The following is a 16,182-nucleotide window of genomic DNA, read 5'->3' as shown; positions in this document are numbered from 1 at the left end:
TAGCGCGCCTATGCCTATACGGCATACCATCTTGCCTATGACGCAAGAACTCGATGCGGTGGTCCGGCAGCGCATACGTGGACTCCGACTGGCCAAGGGCTGGACCCTCGATGCGCTGGCCGCACGGTGCTACCTGTCCCCGTCGACGCTGAGCCGAATAGAGACCGGGCACCGCCGGGTCGCGCTGGACCAGTTGGTCCCCATCGCGCGGGCCCTGGGGACGACGCTGGATCAGCTCGTCGAAGCCGCCGACGACACCGACGTCGTGATCCGTCCCCAGGCGCACGCCGCCGAGGGGATGACGATGTGGCTGCTCTCCCGGGAGAACAGCCCGCAGGGGGTGACGGTCGCGAAGATGCGCTTCGAACGCGAACAGCCGCTCGGTGACCTGCGGGTTCATCCCGGGCGTGAGTGGTTCACGGTGCTCGCCGGCACGGTCCGGCTACTCCTCGGCGACCGCGCGATCCTCGTCCCGGAGGGAGACGCCGCGGAGTTCTCGACCATGATCCCGCATGCGATCTGCGCACACGACGGTCCCGCCGAGGTGCTGTCGATCATGGACCATGCGGGCGAGCGCGCCCACATGCCGTCCGCGGCGGCCGTCGGCGACGACCCGCGACCGTGAGTCGTCAGCTCCGTGAACGATCACCGCAGATCGGTAGGCTTGTGCGGGTGATGACTTCTCAGGCCCCGGTGAACCGACGCGCTGTGCTCGCCGCGGCCGGGGTCGGCGTACTCGGTGTCGCGATCGCGGCGTGTACGGGTTCCGATGCCGGCCCGGGCGGCGGCGGCAAACCAGACGAACCGAAGGTCCGTCTGACCTTCACCCCTCCGCTCGACGGGGAGGCGCCCAGCCCGATCGCCGAGATCTCGGTGCAGGCCGAGGACGGCACGCTCAACCCCGACGTGAAGCTGACGAACCCGCGCGGGCGGGTGGTCAACGGGCGGCTGTCGGAGGACCGCACGAGCTACACCATCGCCGAGCCGCTGGGATACGGCACTGAATACACCTGGAGCGGAACGGCTCTCGGGACCGACGGGAAGACCGTGCCGGTCACCGGCAGCTTCACCACCCTCGAACCGTCGAGTCAGCTGAACGTCGTGGTCAACATCGGCGACGGCCAGGAGGTCGGCATCGCCGCGCCGATCATCCTGAAGTTCAACGGCACCGTCGAGGACAAGGAGGCGGTGGAGCGGGCGCTCACCGTCACGACGACGCCGCCCACCGAGGGTTCGTGGGCGTGGCTCGGCGAGGACAACGGCTCACGCGTTCACTGGCGTCCCCGTGAGTACTGGGCTCCCGGCACCAAGGTGCACATGGACGCCAAGTTGTACGGCCTCGACCACGGCGACGGCGCCTACGGTGCGGCCGACGTGACCAGCGACTTCTCGATCGGGCGCGCCCAGGTCGTGAAGGCCGTGGAGTCCTCGCACCGGATCGTCGTGATCCGCGACGGCGCCGAGTTGATGTCGTTGCCCTGCAGCTACGGCGGCGGCGACCTCGACCGCAACGTCACCCGTTCCGGTATCCACGTGGTCACCGAGAAGTACGACGAGTTCTTCATGAGCAACCCGGCCGCCGGTTACTTCAACATCCGGGAACGCTGGGCGGTGCGCATCTCCAACAACGGCGAGTTCATCCACGCGAATCCCGAGACGGTCAACGTGCAGGGCACGGCCAACGTCACCAACGGGTGCATCAACCTGTCCGAGGCCGACGCCGAACGCTATTTCCGGGTGGCCGTCTACGGCGACCCGGTCGAGGTCTCGGGTACGCGAATCCCGTTGTCGGAGGCCGACGGTGACATCTACGACTGGATCTTCGACTGGGAGACCTGGCAGGGGATGTCGGCGATCAAGGGCGAGGTGACGGAGTCGTCGGTGCCGGCGACGCCGAGCGGCGCCCCGACCTCCAACGTCCCCGCACCCCGCTAGCCGGTCTTGATGTTCCGTCGTGCCGACGCCTGATCGCGCGGCTTGAGCACGATCTGGTCGAGGTTCACATGCGGCGGGCGGGACGCGACGAAGCCGATGACCTCGGCGACGTCGTCGGCCGTCAGCGGGGTGAGGCCCTCGTAGACCGCGTCGGCGCGTTCCTGGTCGCCCTCGAAACGCACGAGTGAGAAGTCGGTCTCGACCATGCCCGGGCAGATCTCGGTGAGTCGCACCGGCTCGCCGAGCAGTTCGTACCGCAGGGTGCGGTGGGTGATCGCCTGGGCATGCTTGGCCGAGGTGTAGCCGGCGCCGTTGTCGTAGGCCTCGAGCGCGGCGACGGAGGTGATCGCGACGATCAGTCCGTCCCCGGATGCGATCAGCGCGGGGATCAGGGCCTTGGTGATCCGCAGGCTCCCCATGACGTTGGTCTCCCACATCCAGCGCCAGTCGTCGAGGTTCGCGTTGGACACCGGGTCGAGGCCCTTGGCGCCGCCGGCGTTGTTCACGAGCACGTTCACGCGGTCCAGGCCCTCGACGAACGCGGCGACCGAGTCCTCGTCGGTGACGTCGAGCTGCTTTCCGGTTCCGCCGATCTCGGCGGCGAGCGCCTCGACGCGATCGACGCGCCGTGCGCCGAGCACCACGTGGTAACCCTGCTTCGCCAGTTGACGAGCAGTGGCGGCACCGATCCCGGAACTCGCGCCGGTGACGACGGCGATCGGTCGCTGGTCGGTGGTCTGGGTGGCGGTGTCAGGGCTCATGGGCCCACCTTACGACGCGTACCGCACCTCGCCCATGAGACCGCCGGAAGCGCCGGCGTGCACTCGCGCACTGCTACATTCGTCCCATGCGTGGGGGAGTGATCCCGGCGGCGCTGCAACTGACGTCCACTCCGGCGGCCGCGGTGTTGCACGCGATCCGGGTCGGTGGGCCGGTGACCAGGGATCAGCTCGCCTCGACGACGGGGTTGTCCGCCGCGACGATCAACCGTCAGGTCCATGCGCTCGCCGCCCACGGTCTCGTCGCCGAACGCCCCGATCTCGCGGGACCGAAAACCATTGGCAGGCCCAAGAACCCGTTGACCATCGACCGGGATTCGCTGTGCGTCGCCGGCCTGCACATCGGTGCGCGACGCTCGGTTCTGGTCATCGCGGATCTCGGTGGACGCACGCTGCACAGCCATGCCGTGCTCACCCCGTCGGGTGATCAGCAGGAGGCGATCGAGCAACTGTGTGCGCAACTCGCCGAGCTCGCCGGTCGGTTCAGCGGGCGCCGTCTGCTGTGGGGCGGGGTGGCGCTCGGCGGTGCGGTCGACGCGGAGGCGGGTGTCGTGGATCACCGGGTTCTCGGGTGGCGTCAACTCCCGGTGGGCGAAACCCTTGCGGACCGGCTCGGCACCCCGGTGTCGGTGTGCGAGCACGTCGAGGCGATGGCCGCCGCAGAACTGTTGCTCGGCGGCCCGCGGGACGCGACCGGCACCGGGCTGTTCTTCTACGCCCGCGAAACCGCTGGCATGGCAATGACTCTCGAGGGCCGGGTGCACGTCCCCGAGCGAGGCGCCGGGACCATCGCGCACCTGCCCGTCTCCGCGCCGGTGCTCGCCCCGGGACATACCCGCGTCCGGTTGCAGAACGTCATCGGCGACGACGCCGCACTGGCGGCCGCCCATCGCCTCGGCATCGATCCGGACTCGTCGCGCATCGTCGACGAACGCGCGCGGGTGCTCGGGGAGGCGGTCGCGATGATCCGCGACGTGATCAACCCGGACACGATCGTCGTCGCCGGCGACGCGTTCGCGGCGCACCCGCACGGCCTCGCACCGGTACAGGCGGCCTTCGACGAGGCCTCGACGCTCGACCGGCCGCTGGAGATCGCGCCGTCGAGATTCGGTGTGCACGTTCAGGAGAGCGCCGCGGTCGTGGTGGCGCTGAGTGTCATCTACGCCGATCCGATCGCCGCCGTCGCCACCCTCTGACGGGCAGACCGTCTCCGGGCTGGACCGCCCCGTGTGCCGTGCCGGGATTCATCACCTACGGTGGGGGCATGACCTTGCCCCGCGATGTTGCCGCACGCCTCGAGGTGAGCATCGACGACCCGACCGAACTCGAGATGCAGATCACGGTGGCGAAGCTGCCCGGCCTACAACTGGCCGAGGAACTCAGGATCGAGCTGGACGGCAGTCCGGTCGACGTGGAGGAGCTCGTCGCCGACCACGGGTCGCGCATCCACCGGATGCAGCTCGGCCGTGGACTGCTGACCATCGACTACACCGCCGAGGTCCTCACCGCCGCGAACCCGATCCCGGTGGAGAGCACCGACCGGTCGCGATACCTGCGCCCCAGCCGATATGCCGAGTGCGACAAGTTCTTCGGCTTCGTGGCCGGCCAGTTCGACCTGTCGTTGCCGGAGGGGGAACTCCTCAATCAGGTGGCGACGTTCGTCGAGCAGCGGCTGAACTACATCCCGGGTGCCAGCGATCCCATCGACGGAGCTGCCGACACCCTGCTCGCCGGGGCGGGTGTGTGCCGCGACTACGCACACCTCGTCGTGGCGCTGTTGCGTGCGTTGAACATCCCGGCGCGGCTCGTCGCCGTCTATGCACCCGGATGTTCGCCGATGGACTTCCACGCTGTTGCCGAGGCGATCATCGACGGCGAATGGGTGGTCGTCGACAGCACGCGCCTGGCCCCGCGACAATCGCTGGTGCGTATCGCCACCGGGCGCGACGCCGCGGACACCGCATTCCTCGACAACCACCGCGGCACGATCACGCTCAACAAGTACGAGGTGACCGCGACCGTTCGCGGTGAACTGCCCTACGACGACGCGACCGCCCGGGTAATGATCGGCTGAGCCGGTTCACGCGTCGAGCGCGGCTCGGCGTTCGGCGGCCACGTGATCGAGGACGGCGGCGACGTCGTCGGTGTCCTCGATCCGGAATCCGGCCGCGGTGGCACCGTCGCCGACCTTGATACCGATGTCGCCGGCCTCGGGCCGCAGGTGCGCGAAGGCCTTCTCGTCGGTCACGTCGTCGCCGAGGTAGATGACGACGTCGCAGTCGAGCCGCTCCCGCAGGGTGTCGAGCGCGTGCCCCTTGCTGGTCTCGATGACCGCGAGTTCGAGCACGCTCTTCCCCTCGGTGGAATGCACACCCTCCCAGGAGCCGGGACCGGACCGGGCGCACTCGAGTGCCGCCACGGCGTCATCGGGATCGGCGTTGCGTACATGCAACACGGTGCTCGCCGGCTTGGTCTCGACCGTCGAACCCGGGAAACGTGCTGAGATGCCCCGCAATTCGTCGATGAGCCGGACGAGCAGGGCGCGTGCTGCGTCGGTCACCTCGACCGCGAACCCGGTGTCGAACTCGCTACCGTGACTCCCGACCAGCGTCACCGGTGCACCCAGGCCGGAAAGGTCTGCGAGGACGGCGAGTTCGCGACCCGAGATGACCGCGACCTCGGTGTCGGCCAGTGCTGCGGCCGCCTCGAGTGCGGTGATCGACGCCGGGTTCGGGACAGCATCCTCCGGGCGCGACACGATCGGCGACACGCATCCGTCGTAATCCGACGCGACGAGCAGTCGGCGTGCACGCGCGGCCACGCCGAGGGCGGCCCGCAGGTCCGCGGGAATCCCGGTGTCGCTCATGTGTTGTCGAGGGAATCTTCGACCAGGTGCACACCGCGGTTCGGTTCCAACTCGGTCTCCGAGTTCTCCCCGAGCGTGCCGAGGAAGCTGCGTGCCCACTTGTCGACGTCGTGGGCGAGTACCTGGCGACGCAACGCCCGCATACGGCGGCGTCCCTCGTGTTCGCTCTGGTTCACCGCGGCCTCGATGGCGTCCTTGACCCCGTCGAGGTCGTAGGGGTTGGCCTGGTAGGCCGAGCGCAGTTCTGCTGCGGCACCGGTGAACTCGCTGAGCACCAGAGCGCCGCCGAGATCGCTGCGGCAGGCCACGTACTCCTTGGCCACGAGGTTCATGCCGTCGCGCAGCGGTGTCACCAGCATGACGTCGGCGGCGACGAAGAAGGCGATAAGCTCGTCGCGCGGCACCGGACGGTGGAGATACTGGACGACCGGTCGGCTGACGGTGTGGCTGTAGTTGCCATTGATGTTTCCGACCAACTGCTCGATGCCGGCACGCATACGCTTGTAACTCTCGACGCGTTCCCGGCTGGGTGTGGCGAGCTGGATCATCACCGTCTCGGACGAATCGAGCCGTTCCTCGGCCAGCAACTCCGAGATCGCCTTGAGACGGACGTCGATGCCCTTGGTGTAGTCGAGGCGGTCGACGCCGAGCATGATCGTCTTGGGATTGCCGAGTTCGCGACGGATCTCGGCGGCACGATCCCGGATCTTCTTGGTCTTGGCCAGCGCGGCCAGTTCACCGGAGTCGATCGAGATGGGGAACGCACCGACGCGCACCGTGCGGAAACCGACCTGCACCACGCCGAAGCGGGAGCGGACGCCGACGGTGCCCTTGCTGGTGGCCTGGCCGGCCAGGCGGCGGGCGAGGAAGAGGAAGTTCTGTGCGCCGCCAGGGAGGTGGAACCCGATCAGGTCGGCGCCCAGGAGGCCCTCGACGATCTCGGTGCGCCACGGCATCTGCATGAACAGTTCCACCGGCGGGAACGGGATGTGCAGGAAGAAGCCGATCTTCACGTCCGGCCGCAGCATGCGCAGCATCTTGGGGACCAGCTGCAGCTGATAGTCCTGCACCCACACGACGGCACCCTCGCCGGCCGCCCGCGACGCGGCCTCGGCGAACCGGCGGTTCACCTCGACATAGGTGTTCCACCATTCGCGGTGGTACTCCGGTTTGACGATGACGTCGTGATACAGCGGCCACAGGGTGCCGTTGGAGAAGCCCTCGTAGTACTCGGCGATCTCCTGGGTGGACAGCGGCACCGCATGGATGTCGATGCCCTCGATGTCCGGGGGATTGTCGTCGGAATCAGGGATGCCCGACCATCCGACCCAGGCGCCGGTGTTGGCTCGCAGGATCGGCTCGAGCGCGGTCACGAGGCCGCCAGGGCTCCGCTTCCAGTTGACGGTGCCGTCGGGCAGGATCTCCTTGTCGACGGGCAGACGGTTGGCGACGACGACGAACTCTGCGCCGTGGTGCGGAGCAGCCCGGTTCGGCCCCTCGCCGGACTCGTTGTCGTGGGCGGGGGTGGTCCCGGTTCCAGCCGGTCGCGGCGTCACCGGATCAGGCGTTCTCGCCCGGCGCGATCCCCAGCATTGCGAGCAGCATCCGGCACTCGTCGGCGTCGGTGGCGTAGGCGGCCACGACGCGGCGCGCCGAATTGGCGGTCTCGTCGGCTACCGGTTCCAGTTCTTCGTCGGCGATGTCGGTGGTCTTCGCGGGCATGTGAGTCCCCTCGTAGTGCGTGCGGTGTCGCGGTGTGGCTCCGTACGGGCTGGAGCGGCCGATGGGCGGCGCGCCCGATTCGCCATTCTACCCGGGTCGCGGGGGTGCTCAGAACCGCCGCGGTGGGGGCGGCCACCGACGGTTCTGGCGGATCGTGCGGCCCTCCCGTGCCTCACGCTGGGCGAGGAGGCGACGACGCAGACTCCAGTCGGGTCGCGGTGGTAGCTGGGGGCGGCGCAGCGACCGGGCGACGAACTCACCGAGGGTGACGCCGGCGGCGAGCGCGCAGCCGATGGCGAGGGCGTTCGCGATCCAGGTGAAGCCGCTGAGTGTCTGCTCGCTGAGTATTCCGTACAGGCCGCGGTAGACCGCGAGACCCGGGAGCAGCGGGGTGATGCCGGCGACCGCGACGACGAGCGGCGGCGTCAACGCGCGCCGGGCCAGGAGACCGCCGACCAGACCGACGAAGGCCGCGGCGAGACCGTTCGCGATCACGTCGCCGACGGTGGTGAAGGTCGCCGACGCCGCGACCGCGGTGCCGATGAGGCCGCCCAGGAAGGCGACGCCGAGCGCACGGGTCTCGGCATAGCTGGCGACGGCGTAGGCACAGGCGGCGAAGGCGCCCGCGATCACCCTCACCGGCAACTCGACGGCCTCGAAGCTGGTCGAGGTGGTGATCGTGGGCAGGAAGATGCCGCCGGCCTCGAGCAGCCGGATCGCGACACCGACACCGGCGATGATGCCGCCGGTCATGAGCAGGAGTTCGAAGAAGCGGGCGACGCCGGTGATCGGGGCACCGGTGATGGCGTCCTGCACCGACCCCACCAGCGAGAGTCCCGAGAGCAGGACGACGATGCCCGCCGCGATGACCTGCGAGGGCGCGATCTGAATACCCAGTGTCTCGGCCGCGCCGAAGACGAGGGCCGCCGGGACGACGGCGATGAATCCGCCGGTGAGCTGCTGGAAGAAGATCGGTGTACCGATCCGGTTCAGGTTCCGGTTGATGACGACGATCGCGACCGTGGTCACGAATGCCAGTGCGGCGACGAGGTACTGACCACCGAGCAGCACGGAGATGCCCGACGCCATCGCGCCCCAGGCGACCGTCGCGACCCAGTGCGGGTACGGGTGTGGGGCCGTGATGATCTCGTCGACCATGCGGTGCGCGGTCGACGGGGTGATGCCGGAGTCGCGGATGCGCCGGACGAGCCGATCCACCTGGGCGAGCCGGGTGAAGTCCATCGAGCGGTAGTAGACCTGCTCCATCGTGGTGATCGGCGGGAGCGTCGCGCCGCGTCGCGCGCTGACGACGATCGTGTTGTAGGTGACGTCGACGTCCACGTCCTCGAGGCCGTAAACACCTGCGACGAACTTGATCTGGGTCTGCGTGTCGATCGCGCCGGTACCCGAGTCGAGCAGCACGGCCCCGATCTTGGTGGCGAGGTCGAGGACCTCGGTGATCGCCGCGACGTCGAACGGTTCGATCGGCTTGCGCGGCGACACCATGATGCTGCCGGGTTCGATCGTGTCGATCGTCGCCTGCCGGGTTCCGGTGAGTCGACGAAGCGCGCGGCCGATCTGTTCGCGCACGCAAGCCTCCTTGTGTCAGTCGAGCATTCGCGTTCGGTCGGAAGTCGTGGGTCATCAGTGACTGCCGCTTCGATCTTGGCACCGAATCGATCTCACATGTGAACTACCCAGACACGGCCGATGTCACGCGGCGTTGTAGGTACTCCGTCGCCCTCTAGGATCGCGGCATGTCATCAGTGAAGATCAACGGTCCCCTCGACGGTCACACCCGCAGTGCGACAGTGGCCCCCGGCAGTCTCGTCTTCACCGCGGGCGCCGCGCCGATCGACGAGCAGGGCGTCACCGTCGCCCCGGGGAACGTCAGCGAACAGGCACGGCAGTGCATGGCGAACCTCGAGGCGGCGCTGGCCGAGGCCGGTGCATCGCTGTCCGACGTCGCCAAGGTGACCGTCTTCGTCGCCGAACACCTGCAGGCCGACCTCGTGGTCGCCTGGGAAGCGGTGACGGCGGCCTTCGGCGATCACAAGCCGGCCGGCAGCCTGCTCGGGGTCTCGGTACTGGCCTACGACGACCAGTTGGTGGAGATCGAGGCGGTCGCCGCGATCCCGGCCTGACCGGGTCCGCTGGGACCGTCGCATGCGCGGTGGATATACTCGCGCACGCACGCCTCCTTAGCTCAGTGGTAGAGCACTCGCCTTGTAAGCGAGCGGTCGTCAGTTCAATCCTGACAGGGGGCTCCACGAGGGCCTCGGCCCGCGGGGGGAGCCAGATGACGAACGGTCACACCAGACCCGAGAGTCGATGGCCCTCGCCGCGGGCCGGGGCCTCTGTCGTCTCCGGGCCCGTTCCGCCCTCCTCTCCACACCGCCGCCGCACCCCGTGGTGGCTGGTGGGTTTCGCCGCGGCAGTGGCCCTGCTGGTCGCCGAGATGGTCGTCTTCGCGGTGCGTCCGGACGAGCCGGAGGAGGAGACGCCGGTCGACGACGCAGCCGTCGTCGAGTACGCCCGCCGGATGATCGTCGATCTCCTGAGCTATTCGCCCACGGACACCACGCGCGTCGAATCGGCACTGGACCGGTTGTGCGACGACTCGCCCGACGCCCGTTCCGCAGCGGGGCTCGTCGAGCAGCTGCGGAACTCGGGCGCCGGGTCCGAGGTCAGGGAATCGTCGATCGGTCAGATCGTCGCGCACACCCCGGACGGTGACCGGGTGGTGTCCTTTCGGATCATCACGCATGTGGGTGCGTTCGGCCGTCCCGCGGAGAAGACGAACCACGACCTGGTCACCGTCCGGCCCGAACCGACGATGTGTGTCTATCGCCTGGAGATGGTCACCAGATGACGGCGAGTCCGGCGGCGAGCAGCGACAGTGCGCCCGCCGTCCAGAACAGCGCCCGCGGAACGGGTTCCCCGGTGCGCTTCTGACGAGCGCTGCCGATACCCAGGATCGCGCCCAGCACGAGCAGGATCACCAGCTTGATGGCGATCTTCGGGTAGTTGAGTTCGATTCCGGCGGGCCACGGTGCGGCCAGTGCCAGACCGGTGAGCAGCGACAGCCCGATGCCGTAGTCCATGACCCGGGTGAAGCGGAACTCGCGGGCGGCCACCTGTGAGAACCAGGCACCGAAGGTCACGGCGAAGCCGACGATGTGGAACAGAATTACGACGTGGCGTAGTACATCCATGCTCGTACTCTACCCAGCAGGTCCTCGACATTCCCGTCACGCGGGAACGTGTGCCCGGAAACGAACTGTCGGTGCAGGATGTACGGATGGAGCACGATGAACCGGGTACCTCTGCCGTGGCCGAGACGACCCCGACTCCCACCGGCGCGGAGCCGCTCGCGCGTACCGCACTCGGTACCTACCGCGGGGTCGCCGGCGACCGCGCCGACGTCTGGCGCGGAATCCGGTATGCGAGACCTCCGCTGGGCGAACTCAGATGGCGTCGCGCCCGGCCGCTCACGCCCGACGAGGACGGGAGTCGAGATGCCGTCGTCGACGCCGTCTCGTTCGGGGCCGTCTGCCCGCAGGAACTCAATCCCGCGGTCCGGCTCGGCCCGGATGTCGTGATGGACGAGGACTGCCTCTACCTCAACGTGTGGACGCCGCCGGGGGCCTCGACCCATGCCCACGACGCCGTCGCGCTGCCGGTCATGGTCTGGCTGCACGGCGGGGCGTACGTCCTGGGGTCGGGTAGCCAGCCGTACTACGACGGTGCGGCGCTCGCCTCCGCCGGTGACGTGGTGATCGTGACGCTGAACTACCGGCTGGGCGTCCTCGGGTTCGCCGACCTGTCGTCGATCGATCCGCGCTTCGAGTCCAACGCCGGGCTCAGCGACGTCCTCACCGCGCTGGCGTGGGTTCGCGACCACATCGCGGCCTTCGGCGGGGACCCTGACAAGGTGACCGTGTTCGGCGAGTCGGCGGGCGCCGGCCTCGTCACCGCGCTGCTGACGATGCCCGCGGCCGAGGGGTTGTTCGGCCGGGCGATCGCCCAGAGTTCGCCGGTGACCTCGATGTACGGCGCCGACCGGGCCGCCCGCGTCGCGCGCATGCTGCTCGACGCCGCCGGGATCGAGGACACGGGTGACTCGGCGGAGGTGGTGGAACAGCTCGAATCCCTGGACGCCACAAGGTGTTCGATGCTCACCACCGAACTGTTCGCGAAGGTGCCCACCGAGTCGCCCGGCACCATCGCCTTCGCCCCGGTGGTCGACGGCGACCTGCTGCCCGACCATCCTCTCGACGTCTACCGGAACGGTCGCGCCCTGCCGGTGCCGCTGATCATCGGGACCAACCGCGACGAGGCGAATCTCTTCAAGTACATGAAGTCGCCGCTCATGCCGATCACCGCCGAGGAGATCGAGCGGATGTTCGCCGGCATGCGCGAGGAGTATCCCGACATCGTGTTACCCGAACGCGCGCAGGTGCTCTCGGCGTACTCGGGGCTGCGGCCGAAGGTCACCGGGCTCGGTGTGGCCCGCGACGTCGCCTTCCGGATGCCGACGCTGTGGCTCGCCGACGCCCATGCGCGCCGGGCCCCCGTCTACGTGTACCGCTACGACTGGACCACCAGGATGTTCCGGCTGCTGGGTCTCGGTGCCGCACACGCCACCGAGGTGCCCTACGTGTGGGGGAACCTGGGTGCGGGTCCGCGCGACATCACCTTCCTCCTGGGCGGCCGCAAACACGGAGAAGCCGTGTCGCAGAGGCTGATCCGCCGCTGGACCTCGTTCGCGCACGGTCGCGCACCCGACACCGGGTCACCCGGGGACGAATGGCCCACCTACGACACCGGCCGCCGTCCCGTGCTGCGCATCGACGCCGAGGACCGGGTGGTGCAGAACCTCGACGGCGATCTCTGGGAGGCCTGGGGCGACGAGGTGCTCAGCTTCCGCTGAGCGTCAGTCGCAGTCGCCTTTGAGGTAGGCGTGGGGCAGATACGCCGCACGCTGCGCCTCGGTCATGGGAACCGTGTTCGCACAGACCCATTCGCGGGCCTCGGGAACGTCGAGGGTGTGCACGTAGACGCTGCCTGTCGTGTCGCCGCCGGCGATGATCTCGTCGTCCGCGGGCAACCGGACCGGGACCTGCCACGTCGTGGTGGTGTCGGTGGAGTTGAGCAGCGTCCCCACCGACTGTCGGTCATCGAGAGTGCCGTCGTCGGCGAGTGCGAAACTGATCAGCTCGTGCGTGGATGTGCCGACGGCGATCCGGTTGGGCGACATGGACAGTGTGTTGGCGAACATGTCCTCGTGGCGATCGATCAGTTCGGGCCCGCCGTCGGTGTCTGTGGTCGGTAGTCGCCAGGTGGACAGGTCGCGGGCCGCGACGACGAGGACCTCTCCGTCGTCGTCGAAGGCCGCCTGGGTGACGGGGGTGTCGTCGGAGATCACCGCCACCGGGTCGGGGTTGCCGGAGTCCAGGTCGTAGAGATAAACCCGCTTGTCGTCGGAGGTGACCGCGGCGCGGGTGCCGTCGGGACTGAAGGCGACGCTGCGGATGAGGTCGACGGGGCCGCGCAGGGGAGCGCCGATCCGACTCGGCGAGGTCGGATCGGAGGTGTCCCACAGCGCGATCGTGGTGTCGGTGTCACCGGTGGCGAGGACGTCGCCGGTGGGTGCGAAGGCGACCGGGAAGGAGTACCGCGTCGAGACGGGCAACCGGGCCGCGGCCCGTGGCGTGTCCGGGTCGCCGATGTCCCACAGTTCGACGAGACCGCCGTTGTTGTTCGCCGTCGCCGCGAGGGTGCCGCGATCGTTCACAGAGACGCGCGGGTGGTCGTTGACCCGACGCTGGATGGGAGTGCGCGAACGCAACGACATCTCGCCGTCGGCCAGGGTCCACACGTTCAGGGTGGTGTCCGAGCCGACGGTCGCCAGGATGCGCTGCGCCGGGTCGGTGGCCACCCCGCTGATCGTGCCGCCGCGGTCGGGGACCGAGCGGTCGGGCAGAGACCAGACGTCGATCGTCCCGTCGGAACGCCCGGACACCAGGTGCTCACCGGTCGGGTCGAAAGCGGCCGAGAAAGTACGGACCGAACCCTGCTCAGACGCGGTCTGCAGCGCCCACTGGGCCGTCGGCGAAGCCCGGTTGGTCGTGTTCCACACCCGCACCATGCCGTCGGCGCGGGCCGAGGCGATCTGTGAACCGGTCGGGTCGAAGGCGATGGACCAGGAGCCCGCGGTCGCGGTCGGGAGCGACGTGCTGAGCGGCAGCGGGGACTCCGGTTCGGTCACGTCCCAGAGTTGGGCGTTCGGGCTGTCTCCGGTGACGGCCAGGGAACGGCTGTCCGGGCTGAAGGCGACCGCGTGTGTGATGCTGGGGAATCCGGAGATCGGTTCGCCGACGGGTGCGGGTTTCTCGCCGGTGGTCCACAGACGAACGGCGCGGTCGTCCCCGCCACTCGCGAGCAGCCGTCCGTCGGGGCTGAAGGACAGTGTGCGTGCGGCGGCGTCGTGTCCCAGGAGCACGGCGGTCTCGCGCAGGGTCCCCGTCGGGGACACCGCGAACACGGTGATGGAACCGTCGTCCGACGAGGCGGCGAGTGTCCGGCCGTCCGCGGAGAAGCGGGCCATGTAGACGGTGCCGCGGCGCAGCGACGCCGTCTCGCGCAGCGCCGGCCGGCCGGGATCGGAGAGGTCCCACATCCGGACCGCGCCGTCGCCGCTCGAGGTGACGAGCAATGGTCGGGTGGGGTGAAAGGCGGTGGAGGTGACGTAGTTGCCGAAGCCGCGCAGGATTGCCACCTCGCGATACCTCGGGGTGGCGTCGGTGCTCTCCCAGATGCGGACCGTGCGGTCGCCGCTCGCCGAGGCGAGATGGCGGCCCGTCCGGTCGAAGGCCAGGTCGTAGACCGGTCCGGTGTGGCCGGTGACCTGCGTCGCGAGCGGGCTGGTGGCCGCGCCGCGCAGATGACCCACGATCATCGGGTCGTCGGGGTAGAGCTGATGGGCGACGAGCAGCAGGCGAGCGGCCAGCGACGGGTTGGAGTGCTCCATGCTGTCGATGTGGGACAGCAGGGCCGCCCGTTCCGCGGCGTTGCGCTGTTGCCGGAGGTCGTGCGCCTGCCGGAACCCGAAAACCGCGATGATCGACGCCGAGATCGCGAGGATCACGATCACCGCGACGGCACCCAGCTGCAGCAGCCGGCGGCGTCGTTGCATCGCGACCGCGGAGTCCAGGAACTCGTCGTTCTCCGTGCTCAGCAGGTGTTCGTAGTTGCTGCGCAGCGCTTCGCGGTGGCTCTTGGCGTCGTCGAGTCGCGATCCGGTGTAGAGGAATGAGCGGCTACGGCCATTGGCCACCCACGACCGGGTGTCGGCGTCGAGTTGCTGCCACCAGACGTGGGTGTCGGAGTCGTCGGCGATCCAGGTGGCGAGACGCGGCCACGCGGTCAGCACCACGTCGTGCACGAGCATCACCGACTCCGCGGACACCGTCAGCAGGCGGGCCTGCGCGAACTCGTCGATGACGGTCGAGACCTCCGGCGGGAAGCGGCTGCTGAGGGTCGAGGTGGACAGCGGCACCCGCAGCGCGATCCCGGCCGGACCGACGTGGACCATCGACAGCAGGACCGCGCGGGCGAGGTCGCGATGTTCGGGGGCGATGGCCTCCCAGGCGGCCTCCGCGGTGTCCGCGACTGCGCGTGCGATGCCGCCGGTCGCGCGATACCCGGACAGCGTCATGCGGTTGCCGGAGCGTCGTGCCCAAGTGGCCTGCAGGACGTGGGCCAGCAACGGAAGCCGCCCGGCGCGATCCCCGACCGTCGACGCCTCGTAGAGGTCGGTGATCATCACGTCGGCGAGGCCGGCCTCGATGCGCCCGCCGGCGAGGCGGACCGGGGCGGTGATGACCTCGCGGAGCTGCGTGCGCGTCATCTCCGAGACGATCACGCAGCGGTGCTGCCAGGCATCTGCCAGGACGGGGTACTCCACGCACTGGCTGAAGAAGTCTGCGCGGATGCCGACCACCACGACGGTGTCGACGGCGAGTTCCTCGACCTCGCGCATCGTGGTCGAGCGCGGCTCGTCGGGGAGCGAGAAGATGTTTTCGAACTGGTCGATGACGACGACTGCGTCGGCCTCGCCGTCGACGGGTGGGGCGATGGACAGACCGTCCGGGGTGACCTCGGCGAGGCGCGGGGTCGAGATCCGCGGGTCGCGGGCCAGGCCGGCGCGCAGCAACGACGACTTCCCCGAGCCCGACACCCCGGTGACGACGACCAGCCGGGAGGACGGGGACAGCGGCGCGGGCTGCGAGCCGGCGGTGAGAATCGTGTCGACGAGCGTGCCGACGAGGTCGTCGCGTCCGAAAAACAGCTCGCTGTCGGCGGCGGTGAGGGGCGCCAGTCCGGCGTAGGGGCGGGAGTGCCGGGTGGGCGGCTCCGGGGTGCCCGGTGCCTCCTGGTTCAGGTGTCGGTCCCACAGTTCTCTCCACTGGGGGATCGTGAGGACCTCGGCGACGCCTGCCGCCACCGCGCGGGACGTCAGCCAGACGAGGAGCGGTTCGACGGTCGCGAAGTCGCGGGGGAGATGCCGGCCGTTTCGCCAGTCGCTGATCCGCTGCGCGGAGACCTTTGCCCGGGCCGCCGCCGCTCGGAGGGTGGGGCGTCCCGCTTGCACGAAAAGGCGCGCGAGCGCTTCACCAAAATCCACTCACCCGACTCCACGCTCTGACCGCACGACTGATCGACCGGTCCATCATGCGACAGGCGACCCCGGCGCGCCACCGTCGGAGGGGTGATGGTGGCGACGGCCACGTCGGGGTCGAGTCATCAGGTCATCTGACCTGAACGCCTCCGGAACCGGATTCGGCCGTGTCCGGACCGGATAGTCCGTTTGCCCTC

At 69.1% G+C, this 16,182-nt stretch carries 14 protein-coding genes and 1 tRNA gene; 8 read left to right on the top strand and 7 right to left on the bottom strand.

Translation table 11 applies throughout. From position 1 onward, the window contains the following. Nucleotides 1–37: 37 nt before the first annotated feature. Both LQD00_RS05325 and LQD00_RS05320 read left to right on the top strand, forming a co-directional pair. Nucleotides 38–625 carry a helix-turn-helix domain-containing protein gene (locus LQD00_RS05325; RefSeq protein WP_232715990.1) on the top strand — a complete coding sequence of 196 codons (588 nt, stop codon included), beginning with the start codon at nt 38–40 and terminating at the stop codon, nt 623–625. Between the two features lie 50 nt (nt 626–675). Then, complete coding sequence (locus tag LQD00_RS05320; protein WP_232716086.1) at nt 676–1,935, top strand: L,D-transpeptidase; 1,260 nt, start codon at nt 676–678, stop codon at nt 1,933–1,935. Here LQD00_RS05320 and LQD00_RS05315 read toward each other — a convergent pair. After that, nucleotides 1,932–2,696 carry an SDR family NAD(P)-dependent oxidoreductase gene (locus LQD00_RS05315; protein WP_232715989.1) on the bottom strand — a complete coding sequence of 255 codons (765 nt, stop codon included), beginning with the start codon at nt 2,694–2,696 and terminating at the stop codon, nt 1,932–1,934. The two genes, LQD00_RS05320 and LQD00_RS05315, sit on opposite strands and share 4 nt — an antisense overlap. Nucleotides 2,697–2,782: 86 nt before the next feature. Between LQD00_RS05315 and LQD00_RS05310 the strand changes: the two genes are divergently transcribed. Next, on the top strand, nt 2,783–3,910 hold the full coding sequence (locus tag LQD00_RS05310; protein ID WP_232715988.1) for an ROK family transcriptional regulator: 1,128 nt from the start codon (nt 2,783–2,785) through the stop codon (nt 3,908–3,910). 68 nt (nt 3,911–3,978) lie between these two features. Further along, nucleotides 3,979–4,788, top strand: coding sequence for a transglutaminase-like domain-containing protein (locus LQD00_RS05305; RefSeq protein ID WP_232715987.1), 810 nt, complete (start codon nt 3,979–3,981; stop codon nt 4,786–4,788). Nucleotides 4,789–4,794: 6 nt separating this feature from the next. On the opposite strand, the gene otsB is transcribed toward LQD00_RS05305, so the two are convergent. The 4 genes from otsB to LQD00_RS05285 all read right to left on the bottom strand — a co-directional run bounded on the left by otsB (nt 4,795) and on the right by LQD00_RS05285 (nt 8,892). Then, the gene (otsB, locus tag LQD00_RS05300; protein ID WP_232715986.1) at nt 4,795–5,580 is read right to left on the bottom strand and encodes a trehalose-phosphatase; all 786 of its coding nucleotides are present in this window, start codon (nt 5,578–5,580) and stop codon (nt 4,795–4,797) included. Beyond that, nucleotides 5,577–7,136: an alpha,alpha-trehalose-phosphate synthase (UDP-forming) gene (locus tag LQD00_RS05295; RefSeq protein ID WP_308195925.1), complete on the bottom strand. Its 1,560-nt coding sequence runs from the start codon at nt 7,134–7,136 to the stop codon at nt 5,577–5,579. Before LQD00_RS05295 ends, otsB begins: the two co-directional genes overlap by 4 nt. A 4-nt stretch (nt 7,137–7,140) precedes the next feature. Beyond that, the gene (locus tag LQD00_RS05290; protein WP_005200235.1) at nt 7,141–7,302 is read right to left on the bottom strand and encodes a hypothetical protein; all 162 of its coding nucleotides are present in this window, start codon (nt 7,300–7,302) and stop codon (nt 7,141–7,143) included. 108 nt (nt 7,303–7,410) lie between these two features. After that, nucleotides 7,411–8,892 (bottom strand): threonine/serine exporter family protein, encoded by a 1,482-nt coding sequence (locus LQD00_RS05285; protein WP_232715985.1) that lies wholly within the window; start codon nt 8,890–8,892, stop codon nt 7,411–7,413. A 167-nt stretch (nt 8,893–9,059) separates the two neighbouring features. On the opposite strand from LQD00_RS05285, the gene LQD00_RS05280 reads away from it, so the two are divergent. The 3 genes from LQD00_RS05280 to LQD00_RS05270 all read left to right on the top strand — a co-directional run bounded on the left by LQD00_RS05280 (nt 9,060) and on the right by LQD00_RS05270 (nt 10,174). Continuing rightward, complete coding sequence (locus LQD00_RS05280) at nt 9,060–9,446, top strand: RidA family protein (protein ID WP_232715984.1); 387 nt, start codon at nt 9,060–9,062, stop codon at nt 9,444–9,446. Between the two features lie 51 nt (nt 9,447–9,497). Then, nucleotides 9,498–9,572: transfer RNA gene (locus tag LQD00_RS05275), tRNA-Thr, on the top strand. Between the two features lie 149 nt (nt 9,573–9,721). Next, on the top strand, nt 9,722–10,174 hold the full coding sequence (locus tag LQD00_RS05270) for a hypothetical protein (protein WP_232715983.1): 453 nt from the start codon (nt 9,722–9,724) through the stop codon (nt 10,172–10,174). Here LQD00_RS05270 and LQD00_RS05265 read toward each other — a convergent pair. Beyond that, nucleotides 10,164–10,517: a hypothetical protein gene (locus tag LQD00_RS05265; RefSeq protein ID WP_006867225.1), complete on the bottom strand. Its 354-nt coding sequence runs from the start codon at nt 10,515–10,517 to the stop codon at nt 10,164–10,166. The two genes, LQD00_RS05270 and LQD00_RS05265, sit on opposite strands and share 11 nt — an antisense overlap. Nucleotides 10,518–10,603: 86 nt before the next feature. Here LQD00_RS05265 and LQD00_RS05260 point away from each other — a divergent pair, with 86 nt between their 5' ends. Next, on the top strand, nt 10,604–12,235 hold the full coding sequence (locus LQD00_RS05260) for a carboxylesterase/lipase family protein (protein ID WP_232715982.1): 1,632 nt from the start codon (nt 10,604–10,606) through the stop codon (nt 12,233–12,235). Nucleotides 12,236–12,238: 3 nt separating this feature from the next. Here the strand turns inward: LQD00_RS05260 and LQD00_RS05255 are convergent, their stop codons facing one another. Continuing rightward, on the bottom strand, nt 12,239–15,991 hold the full coding sequence (locus tag LQD00_RS05255) for an nSTAND1 domain-containing NTPase (RefSeq protein WP_232715981.1): 3,753 nt from the start codon (nt 15,989–15,991) through the stop codon (nt 12,239–12,241). Between the last annotated feature and the right edge of the window lie 191 nt (nt 15,992–16,182).

Source organism: Gordonia metallireducens, assembly GCF_021245825.1.
Taxonomy (GTDB): Bacteria; Actinomycetota; Actinomycetes; order Mycobacteriales; family Mycobacteriaceae; genus Gordonia; species Gordonia namibiensis.
This window is presented reverse-complemented; position numbering and strand designations above follow the sequence as displayed.

Coding starts and splice junctions, on each gene's coding strand:
- LQD00_RS05325 (WP_232715990.1), top strand. CDS start 38: ATGACGCAAGAACTCGATGCGGTGGTCCGGCAGCGCATACGTGGACTC.
- LQD00_RS05320 (WP_232716086.1), top strand. CDS start 676: ATGACTTCTCAGGCCCCGGTGAACCGACGCGCTGTGCTCGCCGCGGCC.
- LQD00_RS05315 (WP_232715989.1), bottom strand. CDS start 2,696: ATGAGCCCTGACACCGCCACCCAGACCACCGACCAGCGACCGATCGCC.
- LQD00_RS05310 (WP_232715988.1), top strand. CDS start 2,783: ATGCGTGGGGGAGTGATCCCGGCGGCGCTGCAACTGACGTCCACTCCG.
- LQD00_RS05305 (WP_232715987.1), top strand. CDS start 3,979: ATGACCTTGCCCCGCGATGTTGCCGCACGCCTCGAGGTGAGCATCGAC.
- otsB (WP_232715986.1), bottom strand. CDS start 5,580: ATGAGCGACACCGGGATTCCCGCGGACCTGCGGGCCGCCCTCGGCGTG.
- LQD00_RS05290 (WP_005200235.1), bottom strand. CDS start 7,302: ATGCCCGCGAAGACCACCGACATCGCCGACGAAGAACTGGAACCGGTA.
- LQD00_RS05280 (WP_232715984.1), top strand. CDS start 9,060: ATGTCATCAGTGAAGATCAACGGTCCCCTCGACGGTCACACCCGCAGT.
- LQD00_RS05265 (WP_006867225.1), bottom strand. CDS start 10,517: ATGGATGTACTACGCCACGTCGTAATTCTGTTCCACATCGTCGGCTTC.
- LQD00_RS05260 (WP_232715982.1), top strand. CDS start 10,604: ATGGAGCACGATGAACCGGGTACCTCTGCCGTGGCCGAGACGACCCCG.